This window comes from Sphingomonas aerolata (assembly GCF_003046295.1).
GTDB classification, from domain to species: Bacteria; Pseudomonadota; Alphaproteobacteria; order Sphingomonadales; family Sphingomonadaceae; genus Sphingomonas; species Sphingomonas aerolata.
The window spans coordinates 298702-321574 of the sequence record NZ_PZZN01000002.1 but is presented as its reverse complement, the minus strand read 5'-3'; the positions used below and the strand labels follow the sequence as shown (position 1 = coordinate 321574).

The window sequence follows — 22873 nt, the reverse complement described above, 5'->3', positions numbered from 1 at the left end:
AGGGGCTTCCGGGTCTTCAGCTGGTCGAGTCCATCGACTCCAGGGTCAGCCGGTCATTGGTGTACACGCAGAGCTCTGACGCGATTCCCATCGCCTTGCGGCACAGCACTTCCGCATCGCTCTCATACTCGACCAGCGCGCGCGCCGCGGCGAGCGCATAGTTGCCGCCCGACCCGATCGCCGCGACGCCGTTTTCGGGCTCGAGCACGTCGCCATTGCCCGTCAGGATCAGCGTCACGTCCTTGTCCGCGACGATCATCATCGCCTCGAGGTTGCGCAGGAACTTGTCGGTCCGCCAGTCCTTGGCGAGCTCGACCGCGGCCCGGAGCAACTGCCCCTGATGCTGCTCCAGCTTGCGTTCGAGCCGTTCGAACAGCGTGAAGGCGTCCGCGGTTGCGCCGGCGAACCCGCCGATCACCGACCCGTCGCCGAGCCGCCGCACCTTGCGCGCATTGGGTTTCATGACCGTCTGGCCCATCGAGACCTGGCCGTCGCCGATCACGACGACCTTGCCGCCGCGCCGGACCGAAAGGATGGTGGTGCCGTGCCAGACCGGCATGGCGTGGGGATCATTTGCACTCATGACCGCGATGTAGGGTGCGCTTTCGACCACGCAACGGTCCGCTGCATCCACCCCCTGCACGACCCCCTCACCCTCCCGCTCGACTTCCCTGTCAGCTTCCCGGTTACCTTCCCCCTTTACGTCATCCTGACGAACGTCAGGACCCAGAGCCCCGAACGCCACGCGCGCCGCTCCGATACCAGCCCCGCTCACCGCCGCTTCCCCCACTCACGCGCCGCGGTGTACCCCAGATACCCCGTCCCGAAGAGCGCATAGAGCGGCTCGGGGATCGCCCCCAGATACGCCCCCACGCCCGCCGCGATCGCCTGCGCCGCCGCCGGCCGCACCGCCGCGAGCAGCCCCACCGGGATCGCCCCCAGCAGCAACGCGTACATCACGTACAGGAACCCCGGCCGCGCCCGCGTCACCCACGGATCGGCGGGCAGCTCCGCCCCCTCCTCAACGCCTCTCGTCATGACACCCCCCTGGAAAAGTGGCGCTTTCCGCCTCACGCCCGGTTGGCGAGCCAGCCGTAAAGAAACGCCTCGTTCGCCGGCCGCCTCTCCGCCAGCGCGACATAGCGTTCGCCCTGCAGTGCCTCGATCGCCTTCAGCAGCACCGCCTCGCCCCCAGCCCCGCGTCGCTTCAGAAACCCCGCCAGCGCCGCGAGCGTCCCCGGCCCGATCCGGCCATCGACGACGAGGTCGGGATAATCGCTCGCCCCGCGATTGAGCGCGTTGAGCGCCCGCTGCAGAAACCCGCTCGCGACCGCCGGCCCCATATTCACCCCGGTATCGAACAATTCGCCCGCAATATCCGGCGCGAGCCGGTCAACCCCCTCATATCCGGGGTCGATCCAGTAAGCCTGCCGATAGATTGCGACCGCCGCCGCCCGCGGAAACACCCGCATGTCCCCCACAAACCCATGCGCCCGCGCCACCGCCTGCGTAATCCCGAACCGCGTCGCCCCCCCGCGATCCGCCGGATGATCGCCGTACCCGCCCTCACGATCGATCACCGCCTCGATCAGCCCACCGATCTCCATCCCCGACCCCCCCGATTCGCCGCACACCCTATAACCATATAGGTTAGCGAAAAGCAAGATCGGGGCCGGCAATGGTAAAAGACAAACACCCCAACCACACCCGTCATCCTGACGAAAGTCAGGATCCAGAGCCAAGCAAACCCACCTCTCGATTCACCCCCACACCCAGCAACCCGCTCCCAAACCTCAGCTTTCCTCCCCATCAAGCCGCGCCCCATCCAGCACCCGCTCCCCCCGCGCCCGCGCCTCAGCATCCCGCGCGCGCTCCGCCTTGGTCCGCCCGAACGCCGCGCGGTTCGCGTCCGCCACCACCCCCGCCTCGCGCCGCACCCGCGCTTTGCGCGCCCGCCGCAAATTGATGATCTCGCCCATGAAAACCCCTCGCACCCCGCTTGCCAGCACCCCGCCGGCGCTACAGACTGCCCCTCCTATGCGCCATCCCGTCCTGCTGTCCGCCCTTCTCCTGCTCCCCGCCGCCGCGTCGGCGCAGGCGCTGCCGCCTGGCGCCTGGGCAATCACCTCGACCGCGGTCGAGCTCGTCATTCCGGGTGCGCCGGGGTTCATCCTGCGGATGATGCGCGGAAAATCGAAGACCGAGCGCAAATGCCTGCCGCCCGAACAGGCCTCGTCGGGCGTCGCCGCGCTGTTCGTCCCAAAGCCCGAGGCGCGCTGCACCGTCGAACGCGCGCAGTTCGCGGGCGGGCGGATCGATCACGTCATGACCTGTCCGCAGAAAAAGGGGGCGCCGATGCGGATCGTCCGCGCGGGCAGCTATGGCGCGACCGGCTTCACCGCGCGGATGACGATGACCGGCGAGACCGACAAGGGCGCGATGCGGATCGTCGCGGACCAGGTCGCGGCGCGCACCGGCCCCGTCTGCAAACGCTGACACCAGGATCTGGAATGGCACGATATTTCGTGCCCGGGAGCGGCATCGCCTCTGGCGGCCGGCTCCGAAAATTTCTGGTCGGGGCGACAGGATTCGAACCTGCGACCCCCACACCCCCAGTGTGATGCGCTACCAGGCTGCGCTACGCCCCGACCGAAGGGCGCGCATTATGCGGATGTTGCGCGCGATGCAAGCACGCGATTGCGGCAAAGCCCATATTCGTCCGTCTCATCGCGGCCCGGCCACGCTTCACCGGCGCACATTGGTTGCGCGGGGCGGCAACCGGTGATAGCGGCATCGCCCATGCGAGCGCGGGCGTATGGCGCCTGCCCACCAGCCAAAACGGGACTCCATGTTCATTTCCCCAGCATATGCGCAGGCCGCCGGCGAGACGGCGACATCGGGCGGCATCGCCTCGTTCCTGAGCCTCGCGCCGCTCTTCCTCGTCTTCATCGTCTTCTATTTCCTGATGATCCGTCCGCAGCAAAAGCGGATGAAGGCGCTCCAGGCGTCGGTCGCGGCGGTCAAGAAGAATGACAGCGTTGTCACCGCGGGCGGCATCATCGGCAAGGTGACCAAGGTCGAGGACGCGATCGTCGAGGTCGAGATCGCGCCCAACACCCGCGTCCGCGTCGTCAAGGCGACGCTCACCGACATCACCAGCCCGAACACGAAGCCGGCGAACGACTGATGTTGGATTTCCCCCGCTGGAAGGTCGCGTCGATCATCGGCCTGCTGGCCGTGCTCTGCGCGCTTGCGATCCCGAGCTTCTTCTCCGAATCGACGACCAGCAAGTGGGGGGCGATTCCGCATAAGCGGATTAACCTGGGTCTCGATCTGGCGGGCGGCAGCTATCTGCTGCTCGAGGCGGACACCGCCGATCTCGCCAATTCGCGGATCGAGGCGATGCGTGACAGCATCGCGGGCACGATGCGCAACGGCACGCCGCGCATCGCGATCGGCGATATTTCCGTACGTGGCGGGCAGCTTAGCTTCCTGCTCCGCGATCCGAGCCAGGTCGATGCCGCGCGCGAGCGGCTGCTCTCGATCACCGGCGGTGGCGCCGGGATGAGCGGCCAGCGCGAATGGGATATCAACGTCGTCGATACGAGCCGGTTCGTGCTCAAGCCGACCGAGGCCGGGCTCCAGCAGGCGATCGACACCGCGATGAAGGACGCGACCGAAGTCGTCCGCCGCCGCATCGACGAACTCGGCACCAAGGAGCCGACGATCGTCCGCCAGGGCGCGACGCGTATCGTCGTCCAGGTGCCGGGCCTGCAGAATCCGCAGGCGCTCAAGAACCTGCTCGGCAAGACCGCAAAGCTCGAATTCAAGCTGGTCGACGAGACCGCGAACCCCGCCGATCTCGTCAAGGGCATCGCCCCCGTCGGCAGCCAGGTCCTTCCTTATCCCGGCAATCCGCAGGGTATTCCGTTCATCGCGGTCAAGCGATCGGTGATCATCTCGGGCGATCAGCTCGCCGATGCCCGCCAGGAGTTCGAGCCGCAGACCAACGCGCCGCAGGTGGCGATAACCTTCGACGCGGTCGGTGGCCGACGTTTCGCCAAGGTCACGCAGGAGAACACGAACAAGCCGTTCGCGATCATCCTCGACAATTCGGTGATCTCCGCGCCCAACATCAACGAGCCGATCCTTGGTGGTCGCGCCTCGATCTCGGGCAATTTCACGGTCGAATCGGCCAATTCGCTCGCCATCTCGCTGCGGTCGGGCAAGCTGCCGATCAATCTGAAGATCATCGCAGAGAGCACCGTCAGCCCCGATCTCGGCAAGGATTCGATCCGCGCCGGCGTGCTCGCCAGCATCGTCGCGGCGCTCGCGGTAATCGTGTTCATGTTCGTGACCTATGGCCGGTTCGGCCTCTATGCGAACCTCGCGGTGGTCATCAACATCCTCGTGATCGTCGCCGTCATGGCGATGCTCAACGCGACGCTGACGCTGCCCGGCATCGCCGGCTTCGTGCTGACGATCGGTACCGCGGTCGACGCCAACGTGCTGATCAACGAGCGTATTCGTGAGGAACGCCGCCGCGGGCGCAACATCGTCCAGGCGGTCGAGCTCGGCTATAAGGAGGCGTCGCGGACGATCTTCGAGGCCAACGTCACGCACGCGATCACCGGCGTGATCATGCTCCTGCTGGGCTCGGGCCCGGTCAAGGGCTTTGCGGTCGTGCTGCTGATCGGCATCTGCACCAGCGTGTTCACCGCGGTGACCTTCACGCGGATGCTCGTGGCGCTCTGGCTGCGCAAGAACCGCCCCACCACGATCAATATTTGAGGCGGGAGACATCATCATGCGCCTGCTGAAACTCGTACCCGACAACACCAACCTGAAGTTCGTCTCGCTCCGCAAATGGGCGTTCGGGCTGACCATCCTCCTGTCGCTCGCCGCCGTCGGGCTGGTCTTCGCCAAGGGCCTGAACATGGGCGTCGACTTTGTCGGCGGCGTCCTGATCGAGGAGCGGTTCGCAACCCCGCCGTCGATCGACGCGGTCCGGACCGAGGTCGATCGCCTCGGCGTCGGCGAAGCCTCGATCCAGTCCTTCGCCGATCCGACCGTGCTGTCGATCCGTCTGCCGATCCCCGAAAGCACCGACGAGGGTGCGACCAACGCACTCGTCAAGAAGGTCGCCGACGATCTGGCGGTGAAGTTCCCCGGCGCGACCTTCTCGAAATACGACACGATCTCGGGCAAGGTCTCGGACGAGCTGATCAGCAAGGGGCTGCTCGCGGTCGGGCTCGCCATCCTCGGCATCGGCCTGTTCGCGGTGGTCCGCTTTGAGTGGCAGTTCGGCGTGTCGACCGTCGTCGCGATCGTCCACGATCTGTTGATGACGCTCGGTTTCTTCGCGCTGACGCAGTTCGAATTCGACCTCAACATTGTCGCTGCGGTGCTGACGATCGTGTCCTATTCGATCAACGACAAGATCGTCATCGACGACCGTATCCGCGAGAATATGCGCCGCTACCGGAAAATGGACATGCGCGAGATCATCGATCTGTCGGTGAACGAGACGCTGCCGCGCACCGTCATGACCTCGGTCACGATCCTGCTCGCGCTGACCGCGATGCTGGTGCTCGGCGGCCATGTGCTGCGCGGCTTCACCGCAGCGATGATCCTCGGCATCGTCGTCGGCACCTATTCGTCGATCTACGTGTCGTCGTCGCTGCTCATCACGCTCGGCCTGCGCGCCGAGCCCGAGGGCCGCAAGGGCGACCGCGACGACGCCGAGCGCGTGGGTCCGAAGGCCGGCCGCTGATGCGCGGCGGGCCCGGCGCGTGAGGACAAGCGCGTGAGAATGGACAAGGAAAAGACCGACGGACCGATGATCTCGGCGATCGGTCACGGCGGGTTCCGGGTCGACGACGGCTATTATACCGCGCTGCTGATCACCCCGTCGCGCGCCGACGGCTGGACGCCGCCGCCGTTCGAGGCACTGGGCGCGGACGATGTCGCCAGCGTCCTCGCGCTGTCACCGAAGCCCGAATTCCTGCTGCTCGGCACCGGATCGCAGCTGCGCCAGCCCGCCGCCGCCTTCCGCCGCGCGGTCGAGGCGCAGGGCGTCGGGATCGAGGCGATGGACAGCCGCGCCGCCGCGCGCGCCTGGGCCGTGCTCCGCGGCGAAGGCCGCTGGATCGCCGCCGCGCTCTACCCGCTCGAAGGCTGAGGCTTTCCAGGCGCTTGGTGGCGCGCGCTAGGCGCCGCCCCCGACCAGCCCCGCCAGATGCGCGAACAGCGCGGCGCTGTTGGCCTCCCAGGTAAATCGCGCCGCCACACGCCGCGTCGCCTCTCTCGCCGGCGGCGCCGCCAGGATCCCGGCGATCGCCGCACCGAACGCCGCCGCGTCGCGCGGCACGATCCGGCCAGCCTCGTCCGACGTGACCACCTCGCCTGCACCGCCCGCATCGGTGATCACGATCGGCGTCCCGCAGGCGAGCGCCTCGACCCACGCATTCGCCAGCCCTTCGGACGCCGAGGCGAGCGCCATCACGTCGGCGGTCGCGACCAGCCGCGGAATCGCCTCATGCGCGACGCTGCCGAGCAGCCGGACCCTGTCCCCCACAGCCAGCGCGCGGATCAGCGCCTCCAGTCGCGCCCGGTCGCCCCCCTCGCCCGCGATCCTCAGCGAAACGCCCGGCAGGCGCGCGACCGCCTCGATCAGCACGTCATGCCCCTTGCGCGGGATCAGCGCCCCGACCGACAGCACCAGCGGCCCCGTCACGCCGAGCCGCGCCGCCTCGGCCGCACGCGCCGCCGCGTCGATCGGGCGGAACCGGTCCTGGTCGACCCCGGTATGATGCACCCGGATCCGTGCCGCCGGCATCCCCATCGCGATCATGTCCGCCCGCATCGCCGCGCTGACCGCGAGCAGCCCGTCCGCCGCGCAGCCCGCACGCCGGATCTGCGCCCGCGTGCCCGCAGCGCGACCCCAGTGATGGATATCCGCCCCGCGCGCCTTGATCGACACGGGCACACCATAGCGTCGCCCGAGCGCGACCGCGGCGACGCCGTCGGGAAAAAAGAACGACGCATCAATGACGTCGAAAGGAAAATCCGGCCGCACGGCGTCGAGCACCGGGATCAGCGCGCGCGTCAGCGCCGCGGCATGCCACCGCCCCCCGGTCGCAGGGATCGTCGTGAACCGCGGCCGCTGCACGCCCACGCCGCGCCACGTCTCCTCGAGCGGTACCTGCGCGAGCGGCGCGAAACGCGGCACCAGGCGCAGCGGCCCGGGCGGCAGGCCGATCGGTGCGACGACACGCAGATCGACCCCCGGATACGCTGCGAGCCCCAGCGTCTGCCACTCGACGAAGACACCGAAATTGGGCCGGCTCGCATCGGGGAACAGCGTGGACAGGGTCAGAACGCGCATCATGGCCCTTGGTATCGCCGCCGGGTTAAGAACCCTGTCCCCGCGATTATTGCAGGTCGACCGGCCCGGTCGCAATCACCCCCGCGCGCAGGGCATCGTCATAGAGCAGCGCGCTTTCGCGCTGCACCTGATGCGTCAGCCGCGCGAGCATCGCCTCGGCCTCGCCGCGGAATTCATACCAGTCCGCAGGCTCGATCGTCGGCAGCCAGTGCGCGATGAACACCCGCCATTCGCGGCGCAACGCGTCGAGTTCCGCGGCCATGACCGCGACCGTCTCGGGCGAATAGTCCGCCTCGGTCGCGATCGCGGTCAGGTCGATCACCTCGTCCTCGACGCCCAGATGATCCGCGACCAGCACCGCGAGCTCGAGCAGCTTGCGCGACGCCGCCGCGCAATTATGCCCGCGCCGCTGCAACAGCGCGACCAGGTCGGCGCAGCGTTCGGCGATACGGTCATGATCGTCGATCAGGCGTCGCCACGACGTCCGGTCGTCACGCTGTTCGGCGAGTCTTTGTGAGGTGACTTCCATCGAATTTCTCCCCTTTTCAACGCGCGCCCTCGTCCGTCATGCCCCAACCCCCGACCGCCGGCGGGTGACGATGCGCGCTACTCCCGATAGGCGGTGGTTATCGCTTCGACCTCGGCCGGATCGCCCATGATCAGGCCGATCCGCTGGTGCAGGCTGCTCGGCTCGATTGACAGGATGCGCTGCTCGCCGTCGGTGGCGGCACCCCCTGCCTGCTCCATCAGCATCGCCATCGGATTGCCCTCGTACATCAGCCGCAGCTTGCCGACCTTGCCCGGCTGGCGGACGTCGCGCGGGTACAGGAACACGCCGCCGCGCTTGAGGATGCGGTGCGCATCGGCGACCATCGATCCGGTCCAGCGCATGTTGTAATCGGTGCCGATCGGCCCGTCCTTGCCCGCGATCCGCTCGTCGATGAACCGCGTCACCTCAGGGGACCATTGGCGCGCATTCGACGTGTTGATCGCGAATTCGCGCTTGCCGCCGGGCATGCGGATGTTGGTGTCGGTCATCACCCACGACCCGATCTCGCGGTCGAGCGTGAACTCGTGCACGCCGGCGCCGACGGTCAGCACCAGGATCGTCTGCGGCCCATAAACGGCATAGCCCGCCGCGACCTGCGTCTGCCCGGCCTGGAGGAAGTCCTGCTCGGACACATCGGCGCCCGACGCGGTCTCGGCCGCGCGCAGCACCGAAAAGATCGTGCCGACCGACAGATCGACGTCGATGTTGCTCGACCCGTCGATCGGATCGAACAGCAGCAGATATTCGCCCTTGGGATAGCGATTGGGGACGAGGTGGATCGTCTCCATCTCCTCCGACGCCATCGCCGCCAGATGCCCGCCCCACTCGTTCGCCTCGAGCAGCATCTCGTTCGCGATCACGTCGAGCTTCTTCTGCACCTCGCCCTGGACATTCTCGCTCTCGAGGCTGCCGAGCACGCCGCCCAGCGCGCCCTTGCCGATCGCATGGCTGATCGCCTTGCACGACCGCGCGACGACCTCGATCAGCAGGCGCAGCTGCGGCTGCAGCGTGCCGGCCTCGCGTTGCTGTTCGATCAGGAACTGGGTCAGCGTCTTGCGCTTCATGGGCAGGGTACCTTCGACCGGAATGGAGAATGCAATCGTGGTTAGCCAAGCCGATCCTGCTATACCATAGGAGAGAAATGCCCGATCCGACCGAACGATCCCTCTTTATGACGGGTGTTTCGGCCAATCGGCTCGCGCTGGCGCGGCGTTGTCGCTAGAGGCTGCCGCGATGTCCGCGTTCGACCAGCATCATCGCGACCTCTCCGCGCTTGCCACGGCAACGCGCCGCCGTGTGCTGATCGCGCGGCAAGGAGTTGATTTCGCATCCAATGACTATCTCGCGCTCGGCCAGAGCGGGCGGATCGCCGCGGCCGTCGCGGCCGCGCTGGCACGCGGCGTCGCGGTCGGTTCGGGCGGATCGCGGCTGCTCCGCGGCAATGATCCCGAACATATCTTGCTCGAAGCCGAGGCGGCGGCGTTCTTCGGGGCGGAGGCGGCGTTGTACTTCTCGACCGGGTACGCCGCCAACGCCGCGCTGTTCGCGACGCTGCCGCAGACCGGCGACCTCGTCGTCCACGACGCGCTGATCCATGCGAGCGCGCATGAGGGGATGCGGCTCGGCCGTGCGGCATGTGTCTCGGCGGCGCATAACGACGTCACCGCCTTTGCCGACGCGATTGCACAGTGGCGCCGGGCGGGCGGCACCGGTCGGCCTTGGATCGCGGTCGAAAGCCTCTACAGTATGGACGGCGACCGCGCGCCGCTCGACGCGCTCGTCGCGCTCGCCGAGGCGCATGACGGCGTCATGCTGATCGACGAGGCGCATGCCACCGGCGTGTTCGGCGACGATGGCCGCGGCCTCGCCGGGCATCTGGAGGGGCGGCCCGACATCGTTACCTTACGCACCTGCGGCAAGGCGATGGGGTGCGAGGGCGCGCTGGTCTGCGGCCCCGAAATTGTCCGCGACTTCCTCGTCAACCGCGCGCGCGCGTTCATCTTCTCGACCGCGCCCTCGCCATTGATGGCGAGCGCCGCCCGCGCGAGCCTGCAGATCCTCGCCGACGAACCCGAACGCCGCACCGCCCTGCGCGCGCTGATCGCCACCGCCGAAACCACGCTCGCGCCCTACGGTGTCGTGCCGACCGGATCGCAGATCCTGCCGCTCGTGCTCGGCGACGATGCGACGACGATGCGCGTCGCCGCGGTGGTCCAGGCGGCCGGGTTCGACGTCCGCGGGATCCGTCCGCCGACCGTGCCCAGCGGCACATCGCGCCTGCGGATCTCGCTCACGCTCAACGTCACCGCACCCCAGATTGCGGGGCTCGGCGACGCGTTGCAAAAGGCCCTGTCATGACCCGTGTTGTCGTTACCGGCACCGACACCGATGTCGGCAAGACCGTCTTTGCCGCCGCGCTCGCGGGCGCGCTCGACGCAAGCTACTGGAAACCCGTCCAGGCCGGGCTCGACGGCGGCAGCGATGCGTCGCGCGTCGCCGCGCTGTCCGGCCTCGCGCGCGAGCGGATCCTCCCCGAGGCCTATCGGCTGACGACGCCCTGCTCGCCCGACCGCGCGGCGACGCTCGACGGTGTGACGATCGACCTCGACCGGCTCGGCCCCCCCGCGCTGCCCGGCCCGCTGGTGATCGAGGGGGCGGGCGGGGTGATGGTGCCGCTGACCGACACCTGCGTCTTTGCCGACCTGTTCGCGCAGTGGCGGCTGCCCGTCGTGATCGTCGCGCGCACCGCGCTCGGCACGATCAACCACAGCCTGTTGTCGATCGAGGCGCTGCGCCGCCGCGACGTGCCGATCCTCGGCGTCGCGTTCGTCGGCGATGCGGTCCCGCACAGCGAGGCGGCGATCGTCCGGCTGGGCGAGGTGCGGCATCTCGGCCGGCTGCCGATCCTCCCCCGGCTCGACGCCGCCGCGCTCGGCGCCGCCTTCGCCGCCAGTTTCCGGCTCGAGGATTTCCGATGACGTCGCCGATCTGGCATCCCTTCACCCAGCATGGTCTCGGCGATCCGATCCCCCGCATCGTCCGGACCGAGGGGGCGGCGCTCCACACCAGCGACGGGCGGCGGATCGTCGACGCGATCTCGTCCTGGTGGGTGACGACGCACGGCCACCGCCATCCCCGGATCATGGCCGCGATCACCGAGGAGGCGGGGCGGATGGACCAGATCATCTTCGCCGGCTGGACGCACGAGCCCGCCGAGACGCTCGCGCACGGCCTCGTCGCGATCATGCCCGAAGCGCTGCGCCACGTCTTCTTCTCCGATTCCGGTTCGACCGCGGTCGAGGTCGCGCTGAAGATGGCGCTCGGCTACTGGCGCAACCGCGACGAACCGCGCGACCGGATCCTGGTGCTCGAACACAGCTATCACGGTGACACGATCGGCACGATGTCGGTCGGTGAACGCGGCGTCTACAACCGCGCCTATGCGCCGCTGCTGTTCGACGTCGGCACCATCCCCTTCCCCCACCCCGGCGCCGAACAGGCCACGCTCGACGCGCTCGAGGCAGCATGCCGCGCCGCGCCCGCCGCGTTCATCGTCGAACCGCTGGTGCTCGGCGCGGGCGGCATGCTGATCTATCCGCCGCACGTACTCGCCGAGATGCGCGCGATCTGCGCCCGTCACGCCGTACTGTTCATCGCCGACGAGGTGATGACCGGCTGGGGCCGCACCGGTACGCTGCTGGCCTGCGAACAGGCGGGCGTCGTGCCGGACATCCTCTGCCTGTCCAAGGGTTTGACCGGCGGCGCGGTCCCGCTCGCGGTGACGATGGCGACCGCGGCAATCTTCGACGCGCATCTGTCCGACGACCGCGCGCGGATGTTCTTCCACTCCTCGAGCTACACCGCCAACCCGATCGCCTGCGCCGCCGCCAACGCGAACCTCGCAATCTGGCGCGACGAGCCGGTGCACGACCGGATCGCGACGCTCGGCGCACGACAGGCGGCGCATCTCGACCGCATCGCCCGCCTGCCCGGCGTGACCAATCCGCGCCGCATCGGCACGATCGCCGCGGTCGACCTGCAGGTCGGCGATCGCGGCTATCTATCGGATCTCGGCCCGAAACTGCTGCGCTTCTTCACCGCACGCGACCTGTTGCTGCGACCGCTCGGCAACACCGTCTACGTCATGCCGCCCTATTGCATCGACGAGGCCGACCTCGACGCGGTCTATGCCGCGATCGAGGAGGCGTGCGCGACCCTGCTCTAGTCCTCGCTGTAGCGTTGCTCGGCCCAGGGATCGCCGCGCCTGTGATAGCCATTGACCTCCCAGAAGCCCGGCTTGTCTGCGCCAAGGAACGCGATCCGCGAAATCCACTTCGCGCTTTTCCAGAAATAGAGATGCGGGATGACGAGGCGGACCGGGCCGCCATGCTCGCGCGTCAGCGGCTTGCCCTGCCAGCTGTGCACGAGCAGCGCGTCCGCCGCGGCGAAATCGGCCAGCGGGACATTGGTGGTGTAGCCGTCATAGCCGAGCAGCGTCAGGAACGCCGCCGCATCGACCGGGCCGACATGGTCGAGCAGATCGCGCGTCGCCACGCCCGACCAGTCATTGTCATAGCGCGACCAGGTCGTGACGCAGTGAATGTCCGACCGGACCGCGGTCTGCGGCAGCGCCATGAACCCCGCCCAGTCGAGCGTCACCGGCCGCTCGACCATCCCGTCGATCGTCAGCCGCCACCGCTCGCGCGCGATATCAGGCTGCTGGCCGAGATCGAGCACCGGCCAGTCGCGGACCAGGTGCTGCCCCGGTGGCAGGCGGTCGCCCTCCGCGCGGTCCGTCGCCCCCGTCAGGAACTTGCCCTCGCTTGCCCAGCGTTGCTTCGACCGCGTCAGCTTGGTCGGTTCGGACCTGTCATCATCGCTCATGCGGCACAGACTAGGCGGCTTGCGGCGACGGGGCCACTGTCGATTTCCCGGGGGATTTTGGCGCGCGGAGCGGGTATCCCCCGACAATGCCTCAACCGATCACCTTCTATGTCGGCCATCAGGGCCGCGGCCATGCCAATCGCGCGATGGCGATCATCGACGCGTTGCCCGCCGAGCGCGCCGTCACGATCCTGACCGCACGCCCCGCGCTGTTTGACGGGTTCGCGCGCGCCGTCACGCTGGTGCCCCTGCCCGACGAGGGCGCGGCCAGCGACAGCCCCCCGCCGGCCCTCGCCGCGCAGCCCACCCCCGACATCCTCCACCGCGCACCGATCGGCGACGCGGCGATCCGCGCGACGATGCGGACGATCCTCGACCATCTCGATGCGGTCGATCCTGCGCTGTTCGTGGTCGACGTCTCCGCCGAGATCGCGCTGCTGGCCCGCATCGCCAGCGTCCCCGCGATCGGGATCCGGATGCACGGTAACCGCGGCGATGCTGCGCATCTCGCCGGCTATCGCGCCTGTGTCGGCCTGCTCGCGCCCTTCGACGAAGCGCTCGAACAGCCCGAGACCCCCGACTGGATCCGCGCCATGACCCATTATGCGGGCGGGCTCTGCACCGCGCAGGACGTCGTGCCGGGCAAGGCGGAGGCGCGGGCGATGCTCGGCCTCTCCCCCGACCGCGAGATCGTCGTCGTGCTCACCGGCGGCGGTGGCGCAGGAACGCCCTATGCGCCGCTGACCATGGCCGCGCGCGCGCTGCCAGAGACCGACTGGCTGGTGCTCGGCCCCGTCCAGCGCGAAGGCCATGAGACCGATTTCGGCAATCTTCACCTGCGCGGCTGGGTCGCGACGATCACCGCGCACATCGCCGCGGCCGACGTCGTCGTCGCCTCCAGTGGCGATACCATCGTCCACGAAATCGCGCGCGTCGGCCGCCCCTATGTCTGCGCGCCCGAATGGCGCTATTTCGACGAACAGATGCGCAAGGCCGAGCGCCTGGCCGAACTCGGCGCCGCGATCCTGGTGCCAAGCTGGCCCGGCGCATCGACCCCATGGCGTGGCCTGCTCGACGCCGCCAAGGCGCTCGACCCCGCCGCACTCGCAAGCCTCCACACCCCCACCGCCGCCGCCAGCGCCGCGAACTATCTCGACCGGCTCGCCACCGATCTCTGGACACGCTGAACCGGCATTACCGGGATGGAAGACGGGCGGGTCCGATCCGGACGTTTTTAGCTGTATCCGGCTCATTGCCAGGCTAGCCTGCGTCATGCACCTGACCCGCCCACAGGCCGACTCGCTCGCCCGTGAGGGCATGACCGCGCTGCGCAACGGCAACGCCGCTGTCGCCTATGAAAAATTGTCGCTGTTGCGCGACGGCGCACCGGGCATGCCCGCGCCCTGGTTCCTAATCGCCCAGGCGGCGCAGGCGCTCGGGCGCGACGATGAGGCCGACGACGCGCTCGTCCGCTTCCTCGCGACCGAGCCCCGGCATCTCGGCGCACTGCTGACGATGGCGGCGCTGAAGCGTCGTCGTGGGGACGATCGTGCGGCGGAGTCCTTCTATCGTACCGCGCTGTCGGTCGCGTCCCAGCCGGGTGCGACCATCGCCCCCGCGCTCGTCCCCCTGCTTCGGGCAGGCGAGACCTTCCTGACCGAAGTCGCCGGCCGTTTTTCGGCCCATCTCGACGCGGCCCTCAAGGACATGCCGCACGCGGCGGGTCCCCGGATCCGCCACGCGCTCGACCTGCTGCTCGGCCGGAGCGAGCTCTATCTGCAGCAACCCTCGATGTTCTATTTCCCGGGCCTGGCGCAGCGTGCCTATTTCGAGCGCGAAGAGTTTGACTGGGTCGCCCCGATCGAAGCGGCAACCGGCGCGATCCGCGACGAACTCGACGCGGTGCTCGCGGCCGGACAGGGCTTTGCACCCTATGTGCAGACGATGGCCGGTCGACCACCGCCGGCGAACCCGCTGCTCGACGATCCGGGCTGGGGCGCCTTTCACCTCTGGCGTGGTGGCGTGCCGGTCGAGCCCAATGCAACGATGTGCCCGAACACGATGGCCGCGCTGTCGCTGGCGCCGATCCCCGTCATTCCCGGCCGGTCGCCGATGGCGATCTTCTCGCGGCTGACCCCCGGCACGTATATCCGCCCGCATCACGGCATGCTCAACACGCGGCTGATCTGCCACCTCCCCCTGATCGCCCCTGACGGATGCGCGCTGCGCGTCGGGGCCGAGACGCGGCCGTGGCGGGACGGCAGGATGCTGATATTCGACGATTCTTTCGAGCACGAGGCGTGGAACCGGGGGACGCAGACCCGGATCGTCCTGCTGTTCGAAATCTGGCGTCCCGAACTGACCGCAACCGAACGCGACGCGCTGACCGACATATTCGCCGCGATCGACCGGTATCAGGGTCCCGTAGTCGATACCGGCTAGACGCGGCCGGCGTGTCGATCAGTCGCCCGGCATCGCGCGGGTATGCATCTCGCGGGTCTCGTCCTGCGCCAGTTCATACTGGCGTCGCCACTCCGCCTTGGTCAGGCAGATGCGCTGGCTTGCGACCAGCGAGCCCGTCCTCGCCTGCGCACGACAGATCTTCTTCTCCGGCAAGGGCCCCGCGGTTGCTGATGCGGTCGTGGGTCGGACACCCGCAGGCAGCGTCCAAACGACTTGCCCCTCCTGCCGGGTCGTCGGCCCGCCGCCGCCCGGTGCGACATAGGCCGCAATCTGCGCATGCGAGAACAGGAAGTCGCACGTCGCCTCGTCGAGCGACGCAAAGCCGCTGCTCTTCGAAACCGCACATTCGCGCAACCGCCCCTGCCGATCGACGGTAACGCTGATCCCGACGGTTCCCTGCTCACCGCGACGCAGCGCTCCGCGCGGATAATTGGCGAGCTGAACCCGTGCATTCTTTTCCCGGAGCGCCTGCAGCGCGGGATCGTCTGCAGATGCAGTGGAGACGGGTGCGATTTGCGCCCCGACGGCCGATAGGCCGACCATACCCCCGACGAGCGCGATGACCCACGACCCCCGGCTTGCCCATGACAGCGTCGTCCGCATAGTTTCGTCTCCCAGCCAGTATTTCACCACCGCAGCCTCGCGCGGGCAAGCTCAATCCACCACGTCGCCCGCCATGCCCAGCTGCGCGCCGAGCGTCCCGAACATCCGCCGCATCATCGCGATTTCGCTCGCGGTGAGATGCGGGTTCCAGACGTCGACGATCAGGACGGCGCGAATCTCGTCGCTGTCGTTCCACGCCTCATGCTCGATCGTGTCGTCAAACACGAACGCCTCACCGACGCGCCACGCTCGGGTCTCGCCACCGACCCGAAAGCCGCATCGGTCGGGAACGATCAGGGGGAGATGCACGACGGACCGGATATTGCTGACCCCCGTATGCGGCGGCAGCCGCGTGCCGGGCTTGAGGACCGAAAAGAAGGCGGACGGCCCGCGGCCGGGAATGTCCGCCAGCGGCAGCGTCTCCAGCATCGCCGCGGTTTGCGGGCACCGCGTGCACACCGCATCGTCGCGCACGCCATACCGCCACAGATATCGGGCGCTCCACAGATCCGACCCGTCGAGCGGGGTCCACCGGTTCGGCGGCGTGCCCGGCGTCATCGCGACATAGGGCGCGAAGCCCGATGCCCCATCGGCAAGAAGGTTTTCCAGCTCTGCGCGGATCGCCGGCGTGGCGGCTTCGAACGCGGCCAGCCAGGGAAAATGCCGCCGGGGAAAGAATTCGTCGGCGGGCAGGAATGGAAAATGCAGCCCATGGGGTACCGGCGCATGGATCGCCCGACGACCGAGCATCGCATCGATACAGACGTCGATGCGACGTCGGTCGTCCGCGGCCGCATCCTCCCGCAACGGTGCAAGCGCCGTATCGATGGCATCGGACAGCGCACGTGTATGCTGCGCGATGCGATCCGAGGCACGGACGAGGAGCTGGCTTAACGCCGGCGACCGCTCGGGGAGCGACTGAACGATCGTGGCCACCCCACCCCAGCGAAATGCCGCCGCCGCAGTGTTACCGACGCGGTCCTGCAGTTCGGCCAGCCGGACGTTCGCCATCAGATTGCGCTGGTCGAGCGCAAGTGCGCGTTCGAGCGCGGTCTGTTCCCCCACGCTGTCGCCGAGCCCGCGATAGGCGCTCGCCAGGTTCATCCACAGCGGCGACGCGGCAGGGTCAGCTGTCGTCGCGCGCGCGAAATAGCCGACCGCCATACCATCGCCCCGCGCCAACGCGTCGAGGCCCAGCGCGTTGAGCGCAACAGGATGTTCGGGCGCAATGCCGAGCACGTCGTGAAAGACGGCGCAGGCCCGCGCACCGTCGCCGGCACGCTGCGCGGTTTCGGCGGCTTGCAACAACATCTCGAGCGACGGCCCCGGCTGCTGGCGCATCACCGGGGCGCCGTTATTGCGCACCGCTGCGTGCGGCACGTTCGACCATATCCTGTCCAGCGGCACGTCCCGCCTGCGCGATCTGGTCCCATTCTGCGCGCGTATGGCATTCGCGTCGCGTCTCGATCAGCGATCCCGACGGCGCCGATCGCTTGCAGATCCGACGCTCGGCCGGCGGCGTCGCGGCCGGTGGCGCCTCATCGCGCTGCGCCATCGTTGCGCCGGCCGCTGCCAGAGTGAACGCGGACGGCGCCGCCACGATCAGCAACACCCCGGCAAGACCCGATCGGACCGCCGATCCATACCATGTCGTCCGCATCATCATGCCGCTCCACAACGCATCGCCGCCACGCATCATGACGGGTCCTTTCAGTTTCGCAACGACATTTTGGCCGATTCGGACGTACCAAGACCGGTGGCGGTCGGGACCATGATATGCGATCCCGATGCCATGACCCGTCCGACCCGCCCGCCCGCCCCCGCTCGGGAATCCGCCACGTCCGTCGGCGCACAGATCGGCAATCCGTGCTGGCTGGCCCATCGTTACGATCCGGACCATGATGCGGTGCATTTCATCGCGGCGGACCGGGCGCAGCGTGGCGTGGCGACCTTCCTCACCGACGAGTATCTGCCGTCGTTGGCCACGCCAGTAGTGGTGCCACGACGCGACGCCGTCGCGGCCGCCCCGCCCGCTGCACCGGTTCATTTCATTTTCCACTCGGCCTATTGCTGTTCGACGATGCTGGCGCAGGCACTCGACATGCCCGGCTTCGCCACCGCGCTGAAAGAGCCGGTAATTCTCAACGATCTCGTCGGCTGGCGTCACCGCGGCGGTCATCCCGCGCGCGTCGGTGAGGTCCTTGATGCGACGCTGACACTGCTTGGCCGCGCCTTCGAACCCGGCGAGGCAGTGGTGATCAAGCCGTCGAACGTCGTCAACGCCCTCGCGCCGGCAATGCTGGCGATGCGGCCACAGGCCCGCGCCGTGCTGCTCTACGCGCCGTTGCGCATCTATCTGACGTCGATCGCACGAAAGGGCATGTGGGGCCGGCTTTGGGTGCGCGAGCTTCTCGCCAAGCAGCTCGCCGACGGCATCGTCGATCTGGGCCTCACGCCCGAGGATATCTTCAGGCTGACCGATCTACAGGCGGCAGCGGTAGGGTGGATCGCGCAGGCGGATCTGTTCGCCGGCCTGGTCGCCCGCTTTCCGGACCGCGTCAGAACGTTGCAGAGCGAAACCCTGCTCGCGGACCCCTTTGCCACGGTGACGGCCCTGGCACGATTCTATGCGCTGCCCGACGATCCGGCGACCGTGCAGGCGCTGCTCGACGGCCCTGCTTTTGCGCGCAATGCCAAGGACGGCAAGACCTATGGCGCGGCGGACAGGGTACGCGAGCACAAGACCGGCGCGGCACTCCACGCCGACGAGATCGACAAGGTGATCATCTGGGCAGAGGCGGTCGCACGCACCGCTGGCGTCGCGCTTGATCCCCCGGCGCCCCTGCTGGGCTAGGCGCTCGTCCCGCCACCACGCGCAGCCGATAGGTTCGCGGTCGAGCCCGGACAAAAAAAGGGGCGGTTCCGAAGAACCGCCCCAATCCAGACCGAGATGGCCTGACCCTAGAAGTGCAGGTTCGCACCGATCGCAAAGCGGCGGCCCAGTGCGTCATACGTCGACGGATAGGTGTTGCCGCTGTTGAAGCTCGTCGAACCCACCGTCGATCCGACGAGCGGCGGCTGCTTGTCGAACAGATTCTGTACCGTGACGGTCAGGTCGAAATTCTCGGCAATGCCGATCCGCGTCGACAGGTCGATATAGTCGTAGGACGGGATCCGCGTGAAATCCGCAGTTTGGCCGGCGAGAGCGCCACCGGTGAGCGTACCACTGAACGCCGCCCCGTTGCCGTTGACGACATCGTCCGGCTCCTGCTGGACGTTATCGATGTGACGCCACAGTACCGAAACGTCGATATTGTCGACGAAGGTGAACGTCGCACGCGTGTTCCAGGTGAATTCGGGCTGGATCGAGCCCGAGCCCCCAGCCGCAGCGCTGGCCGCGCCGCCGCAGTTGACCGAATAATAGCCGATGCACTCACGATTGATGAGGCCCGGTGCGGCCTGGAAGGTCGCAGAGTTCGACCAGTTGCCCTGGAACGACAGGCCCAGTTTGACACCCTGAGTCAGCGGCGTGCGATAGTTGATCGCAAGATCGATACCGTCGGTCTTGACGGTGCCAAGGTTCGAGATTGCAGCCAGCAGGCCGCGCGTGGTTGCCGGATCGCCGTCGAGTCCGCCCGTGACCGGGTTTCGCGAAATCGCAAGGCAGGCCGGGCTGGTGGCGCTCGCCGCGGTGATGGTGTCGAAGCAGTTGGAGATGATATCGCCCGGCGCGAACTGCGAAATCGCGCCCTTGATCTTGATGTTGTAGTAATCGACGTTGATCGAAAGGCCGGGAATGATCTGCTGCGGCTGGATGACGAGGCCGAGCGTGTAGCTGTCCGACTTTTCCGGACGCAGGTCGAGGTTACCGCCGGACGTGATGTTCGCCTGACCCGCAGTCGGAACCGCAATGAGACCGATGGTCGAGGCCGGTGCGCCCTGCGCAAGGCAGACGGCGCGCAGATTGGCATCGTTGACCGGCGCTGCACCGGCGCAACGATCGGTCGCCAGGTTGGTCAGACCCGTATTCACCGGCGAGAACAGCTCGCTGATCGTCGGTGCGCGGACTGCACGCTGATAGCTGCCGCGAACCTTCAGGCCCGTGACAGGCTCCCAGCTGCCGCCGCCCTTGTAGGTGGTCGTGTTATACGAGGGCGAGTTGGCCGCGAAGACCTTGTAGTGCGAGTAGCGGATGCCCGCTTCGAGCGTCAGGCTCTGGAAGAACGGACGATCCTGGACGAGCGGTGCGATGAGCTCGCCAAAGCCTTCGCTGACTTCATAGCCACCGTCGATGTTCGGCGCGGCGCCACCGGCGCCACCGAGTTCGCCAGCGGTCTGTGCCAGCGTATCCGAACGCTGCGACGCACGGTACTTGCGATACTCCGCACCGGCCGCGAAACCGATCGAGTCGCTTGCGAACGGCGAGGCAAAGCCGAAATCACCGTTGAGAACCGCGCGGGCCTGCGCCAGCGAGGTACGAACGGTCGTCGTGCTCTCACCCGTGATATACGAGGTCATATCCGGGGTGATCGACTGAGTCGCGGTCGCGCCGCCGGCGCGGATCCCTGAATTGTTCCCCTGGACCTGTGCGAGGGCTGGCGTGGCGAACGTCGTCGCCCCCATCAGCAACGTGGTCGCAAGCAAATGGGCGCGAGCAGCAGATGTCATAAATACCCCTTTGTCGCCGGTGATTGCACCGTGCATTTTTCTCCGGTTTTTCCGGTTCTGGTCACGATCTATCCAGCCACGCCATTGCGCTGCAACAATTATCGTCGATTCGGACCTTTTCTCATTTCGTTTGCGACATCACCGTGACATAACCGCAACATAGTGTCGTATGGCGAAACCCGAGGCCGGGTTCTGCCAAGCCAAAGCTCATAAGGCGATCATATGCGAATGTTGTCGGCCATCTCTGTTGCCCTGTCAGCGCTGCTCGTCGGCGCGCTGCCGATCGCCCCGGCTGTTGCCGCGCAGGCCAGAGAAGACTCTTCGAAGACATTGGATGCGCTGGCCGCGTGCCGGGACATATCGGCCGATGCAGCCCGGCTTGCCTGCTTCGACACGACCGCCGGGCAGATTGCGCGCGCGCGCCAGGCAGGCGACCTGCTTGCGCTCGACCGTGGCAAGGTTATCGAGCGCAAACGCCAGCAATTCGGCCTCGCCGATGCCGGTCAGAGCCCGCTCGGCGGCGGTGAGGCGGATCGCGTCACACGCGTTACGGAGGTGCAGACCACGATCACCACGGCAAAGCCGGCGAGCTATGCGCGGTTCGCGCTGCAACTGGCGAACGGCATGGTCTGGGAAACGATCGAACCGCTCTCGCTGCAGCCCCGGCCGGGTACCGCAATTACCATCCGGCAGGTCGGCTTTGGCGGGTTCAAGGCGTCGATCACCGGCGAGCGCGCGATTCTGGTCAAACGTCGGCGCTGAACCGGACAAAACACAACGCCTGATCCCACGGGGCAGCATTGCGCGGAGGTAATGCCGCGGCTTCGAGTCATGCACGACAGATGCCGTGCACCCCCTTCAGCCGGATCAGCGCGACCGACGGGGCGCTGTCGTGCGTCAGCGGCTCGACCGCGACCGATGGATCGTCGAGCATCGGCGAGCGGAAGGGTCCCCACCCGACCACGACCGCGCACGGCGCGCCGCGCAGCCGGTCACGCACGGCCCGTGCCGATAGATGCGATCCCGCGTACAGCCCATCAGCCCAGCGCTCGCGACCGGCGGACTGCACGACGAGCGGCCGCGGTCCCCTCTGCCCATTGTCCGCACGATAATGGTCGATCGCCAGCGCGACCGCGTCGTCGCCGACGATCACGAGCGAAGGCCGATGGCGTTCGACCAACGCCGCGGCCTGATCCCAATGGTCCCGTTCGCGGTTGGGGAGCCAGTTCGCCAGACCGACCGCGCTCAGACCGAGCAGCAGGATCCCGCCAGCACGCGCCACGAGCAGCGACGGGATCCGCGTCACGCCCAGCGCGACGAGCACGAGCTCGGGCCCGCTGGCCCAGCTCAGCGTGCGCGGCAGGAATATCGGCACGCGCTGGCTGATCGCGAACAGCAGCACCGGTGCGCCGATCGTCACGACGGCAAGCAACCGTATCTCGGGCCGCGCCGCGCGTACCGCGCACACCGCCAGCGCCGCGAACATCGCGGCGAGCAATAGTGTGCCCGCCAGCCCCGGCCGGTCCGCATAGAACGGCAGATAGACCTGTGCGGTCATCGCGACCGAGTCGCGCCATGACGGCGTGGCGATCCACGCGATATTGGTCACGGGCATTGTCATCTGGCGGACGCTGATCATCGCCCACCATCCCCAGCCCGCCAGCACCGCGACGTTCGTTGCCAGCCACCGCGCCTGTGCCGGCCGGTCGCCCTGCAACAGCCAGAGCATCGTCACACCCGCCAGCCCGGCAAACAGCGCGAGCGTCGTATGCGTGTACAGGGCAACGAGCGTTGCAATGCCGTAGAGGAGCAGCCCACCCGACGTTCGAAGACGCAGGTAATGCACCATCCCGATGCAGGCGAGCAGTACTGCCAGCTGCGCGAGCGCATAGCCGCGTACCTGTTGACTCAGGTCCGTGCCCAGCGCGGAGAGCGACAACAGCGCCGCGGCGAGCAGCCCAACCTTCGCATCCCCGACCGCTCGGCCCAATCCAAAAGCCGCGCCGATCGCCGCGATCCCGGTCGCGATCGGCAGCAAGCGCAGCACGACGTCGCCATTACCGACCAGCGCGATCCAGCCCGACAGCATCGTGTAGAACAGTGGCGGGTTGGTCTCGCGCAGCATCCAGCTGCTCCACAGCCGCGACACGGGCTGGCGCGCGAATTCGAGCGACGCCAGCTCGTCATACCAGAGCGAATACTGCGCCGTGTGGATGCGGAATGCCGCAACGGCGACGAGCATCAGCGCCAGCATCAGCGGCGCGCGCAGGCGTCCCGCCGCCGCCGGGGAACCACCATGCTGATCGACCCGCTTCACC

24 protein-coding genes, 1 tRNA gene and 1 pseudogene are annotated in these 22873 nt (G+C 67.8%); 12 read left to right on the top strand and 14 right to left on the bottom strand.

Annotated features, from left to right (window positions below):
* Positions 1-16: 16 nt before the first annotated feature.
* From hslV to C8J24_RS08825, 4 genes and pseudogenes are all read right to left on the bottom strand, one after another.
* Positions 17-559: an ATP-dependent protease subunit HslV gene (hslV, locus tag C8J24_RS08840; RefSeq protein WP_107931823.1), complete on the bottom strand. Its 543-nt coding sequence runs from the start codon at positions 557-559 to the stop codon at positions 17-19.
* Positions 560-771: 212 nt separating this feature from the next.
* Positions 772-999: pseudogene (locus tag C8J24_RS08835) on the bottom strand (3TM-type holin); the annotation flags it as partial.
* Positions 1000-1070: 71 nt separating this feature from the next.
* Positions 1071-1607, bottom strand: a complete 537-nt coding sequence (locus C8J24_RS08830) for a glycoside hydrolase family 108 protein (protein WP_107931821.1) — start codon at positions 1605-1607, stop codon at positions 1071-1073.
* A gap of 186 nt (positions 1608-1793) precedes the next feature.
* Positions 1794-1979 carry a DUF4169 family protein gene (locus tag C8J24_RS08825; protein ID WP_107932731.1) on the bottom strand — a complete coding sequence of 62 codons (186 nt, stop codon included), beginning with the start codon at positions 1977-1979 and terminating at the stop codon, positions 1794-1796.
* Positions 1980-2037: 58 nt separating this feature from the next.
* Between C8J24_RS08825 and C8J24_RS08820 the strand changes: the two genes are divergently transcribed.
* Positions 2038-2496, top strand: a complete 459-nt coding sequence (locus tag C8J24_RS08820; protein ID WP_107931819.1) for a DUF3617 domain-containing protein — start codon at positions 2038-2040, stop codon at positions 2494-2496.
* 75 nt (positions 2497-2571) lie between these two features.
* Here C8J24_RS08820 and C8J24_RS08815 read toward each other — a convergent pair.
* Positions 2572-2648: transfer RNA gene (locus tag C8J24_RS08815), tRNA-Pro, on the bottom strand.
* A 200-nt stretch (positions 2649-2848) separates the two neighbouring features.
* Between C8J24_RS08815 and yajC the strand changes: the two genes are divergently transcribed.
* From yajC to C8J24_RS08795, 4 genes are read left to right on the top strand one after another with little or no spacing between them, the layout of a single operon-like run.
* Entirely contained in the window at positions 2849-3187 is a 339-nt protein-coding gene (gene yajC / locus C8J24_RS08810) for a preprotein translocase subunit YajC (RefSeq protein WP_037532337.1), read from the top strand.
* Positions 3187-4791 carry a protein translocase subunit SecD gene (gene secD / locus C8J24_RS08805; RefSeq protein WP_107931817.1) on the top strand — a complete coding sequence of 535 codons (1605 nt, stop codon included), beginning with the start codon at positions 3187-3189 and terminating at the stop codon, positions 4789-4791. Before yajC ends, secD begins: the two co-directional genes overlap by 1 nt.
* 16 nt (positions 4792-4807) lie before the next feature.
* Positions 4808-5773 carry a protein translocase subunit SecF gene (gene secF, locus C8J24_RS08800; protein WP_031441217.1) on the top strand — a complete coding sequence of 322 codons (966 nt, stop codon included), beginning with the start codon at positions 4808-4810 and terminating at the stop codon, positions 5771-5773.
* Positions 5774-5812: 39 nt separating this feature from the next.
* On the top strand, positions 5813-6181 hold the full coding sequence (locus tag C8J24_RS08795) for an Mth938-like domain-containing protein (protein WP_107931815.1): 369 nt from the start codon (positions 5813-5815) through the stop codon (positions 6179-6181).
* A gap of 27 nt (positions 6182-6208) precedes the next feature.
* Here the strand turns inward: C8J24_RS08795 and C8J24_RS08790 are convergent, their stop codons facing one another.
* The 3 genes from C8J24_RS08790 to C8J24_RS08780 form a co-directional block, all read right to left on the bottom strand.
* A complete protein-coding gene (locus C8J24_RS08790) occupies positions 6209-7390 on the bottom strand; it encodes a glycosyltransferase (RefSeq protein WP_107931813.1) in 1182 nt (393 codons plus the stop codon).
* A gap of 43 nt (positions 7391-7433) precedes the next feature.
* Positions 7434-7916, bottom strand: coding sequence for a hemerythrin domain-containing protein (locus C8J24_RS08785; protein WP_056409029.1), 483 nt, complete (start codon positions 7914-7916; stop codon positions 7434-7436).
* Positions 7917-7993: 77 nt separating this feature from the next.
* On the bottom strand, positions 7994-9001 hold the full coding sequence (locus tag C8J24_RS08780; RefSeq protein ID WP_031395046.1) for a class 1 fructose-bisphosphatase: 1008 nt from the start codon (positions 8999-9001) through the stop codon (positions 7994-7996).
* Between the two features lie 169 nt (positions 9002-9170).
* Between C8J24_RS08780 and C8J24_RS08775 the strand changes: the two genes are divergently transcribed.
* Genes C8J24_RS08775 through C8J24_RS08765 form a run of 3 tightly spaced genes read left to right on the top strand, consistent with a single transcriptional unit; the run spans position 9171 to position 12162 of the window.
* Positions 9171-10295 carry an 8-amino-7-oxononanoate synthase gene (locus C8J24_RS08775; protein ID WP_107931811.1) on the top strand — a complete coding sequence of 375 codons (1125 nt, stop codon included), beginning with the start codon at positions 9171-9173 and terminating at the stop codon, positions 10293-10295.
* A complete protein-coding gene (gene bioD / locus C8J24_RS08770; RefSeq protein WP_107931809.1) occupies positions 10292-10915 on the top strand; it encodes a dethiobiotin synthase in 624 nt (207 codons plus the stop codon). The genes C8J24_RS08775 and bioD overlap by 4 nt, the downstream gene beginning before the upstream one ends.
* The gene (locus C8J24_RS08765) at positions 10912-12162 is read left to right on the top strand and encodes an adenosylmethionine--8-amino-7-oxononanoate transaminase (protein ID WP_107931807.1); all 1251 of its coding nucleotides are present in this window, start codon (positions 10912-10914) and stop codon (positions 12160-12162) included. The genes bioD and C8J24_RS08765 overlap by 4 nt, the downstream gene beginning before the upstream one ends.
* Here C8J24_RS08765 and C8J24_RS08760 read toward each other — a convergent pair.
* Complete coding sequence (locus C8J24_RS08760) at positions 12159-12821, bottom strand: sulfite oxidase-like oxidoreductase (protein ID WP_107931805.1); 663 nt, start codon at positions 12819-12821, stop codon at positions 12159-12161. The two genes, C8J24_RS08765 and C8J24_RS08760, sit on opposite strands and share 4 nt — an antisense overlap.
* Positions 12822-12907: 86 nt before the next feature.
* On the opposite strand from C8J24_RS08760, the gene C8J24_RS08755 reads away from it, so the two are divergent.
* Both C8J24_RS08755 and C8J24_RS08750 read left to right on the top strand, forming a co-directional pair.
* The gene (locus C8J24_RS08755) at positions 12908-14008 is read left to right on the top strand and encodes a glycosyl transferase (RefSeq protein ID WP_107931803.1); all 1101 of its coding nucleotides are present in this window, start codon (positions 12908-12910) and stop codon (positions 14006-14008) included.
* Between the two features lie 85 nt (positions 14009-14093).
* A complete protein-coding gene (locus tag C8J24_RS08750) occupies positions 14094-15263 on the top strand; it encodes an aspartyl/asparaginyl beta-hydroxylase domain-containing protein (protein ID WP_107931801.1) in 1170 nt (389 codons plus the stop codon).
* Between the two features lie 18 nt (positions 15264-15281).
* Here the strand turns inward: C8J24_RS08750 and C8J24_RS08745 are convergent, their stop codons facing one another.
* The 3 genes from C8J24_RS08745 to C8J24_RS08735 are packed head-to-tail and all read right to left on the bottom strand — an operon-like array spanning position 15282 to position 17586.
* Positions 15282-15887, bottom strand: coding sequence for an energy transducer TonB (locus C8J24_RS08745; RefSeq protein WP_107931799.1), 606 nt, complete (start codon positions 15885-15887; stop codon positions 15282-15284).
* A 51-nt stretch (positions 15888-15938) separates the two neighbouring features.
* The gene (locus tag C8J24_RS08740; RefSeq protein ID WP_244180585.1) at positions 15939-17267 is read right to left on the bottom strand and encodes an aspartyl/asparaginyl beta-hydroxylase domain-containing protein; all 1329 of its coding nucleotides are present in this window, start codon (positions 17265-17267) and stop codon (positions 15939-15941) included.
* Positions 17242-17586 carry a hypothetical protein gene (locus tag C8J24_RS08735; RefSeq protein ID WP_107931797.1) on the bottom strand — a complete coding sequence of 115 codons (345 nt, stop codon included), beginning with the start codon at positions 17584-17586 and terminating at the stop codon, positions 17242-17244. The genes C8J24_RS08740 and C8J24_RS08735 overlap by 26 nt, the downstream gene beginning before the upstream one ends.
* Positions 17587-17679: 93 nt before the next feature.
* Here C8J24_RS08735 and C8J24_RS08730 point away from each other — a divergent pair, with 93 nt between their 5' ends.
* On the top strand, positions 17680-18741 hold the full coding sequence (locus C8J24_RS08730) for a hypothetical protein (protein WP_244180584.1): 1062 nt from the start codon (positions 17680-17682) through the stop codon (positions 18739-18741).
* A gap of 107 nt (positions 18742-18848) precedes the next feature.
* On the opposite strand, the gene C8J24_RS08725 is transcribed toward C8J24_RS08730, so the two are convergent.
* A complete protein-coding gene (locus C8J24_RS08725; protein WP_244180583.1) occupies positions 18849-20555 on the bottom strand; it encodes a TonB-dependent receptor domain-containing protein in 1707 nt (568 codons plus the stop codon).
* A gap of 222 nt (positions 20556-20777) precedes the next feature.
* On the opposite strand from C8J24_RS08725, the gene C8J24_RS08720 reads away from it, so the two are divergent.
* Positions 20778-21317, top strand: a complete 540-nt coding sequence (locus C8J24_RS08720; RefSeq protein WP_167396738.1) for a hypothetical protein — start codon at positions 20778-20780, stop codon at positions 21315-21317.
* A 67-nt stretch (positions 21318-21384) separates the two neighbouring features.
* Here C8J24_RS08720 and C8J24_RS08715 read toward each other — a convergent pair whose 3' ends face one another.
* Positions 21385-22872, bottom strand: a complete 1488-nt coding sequence (locus C8J24_RS08715) for a glycosyltransferase family 39 protein (protein WP_167396737.1) — start codon at positions 22870-22872, stop codon at positions 21385-21387.
* Position 22873 lies beyond the last annotated feature (1 nt).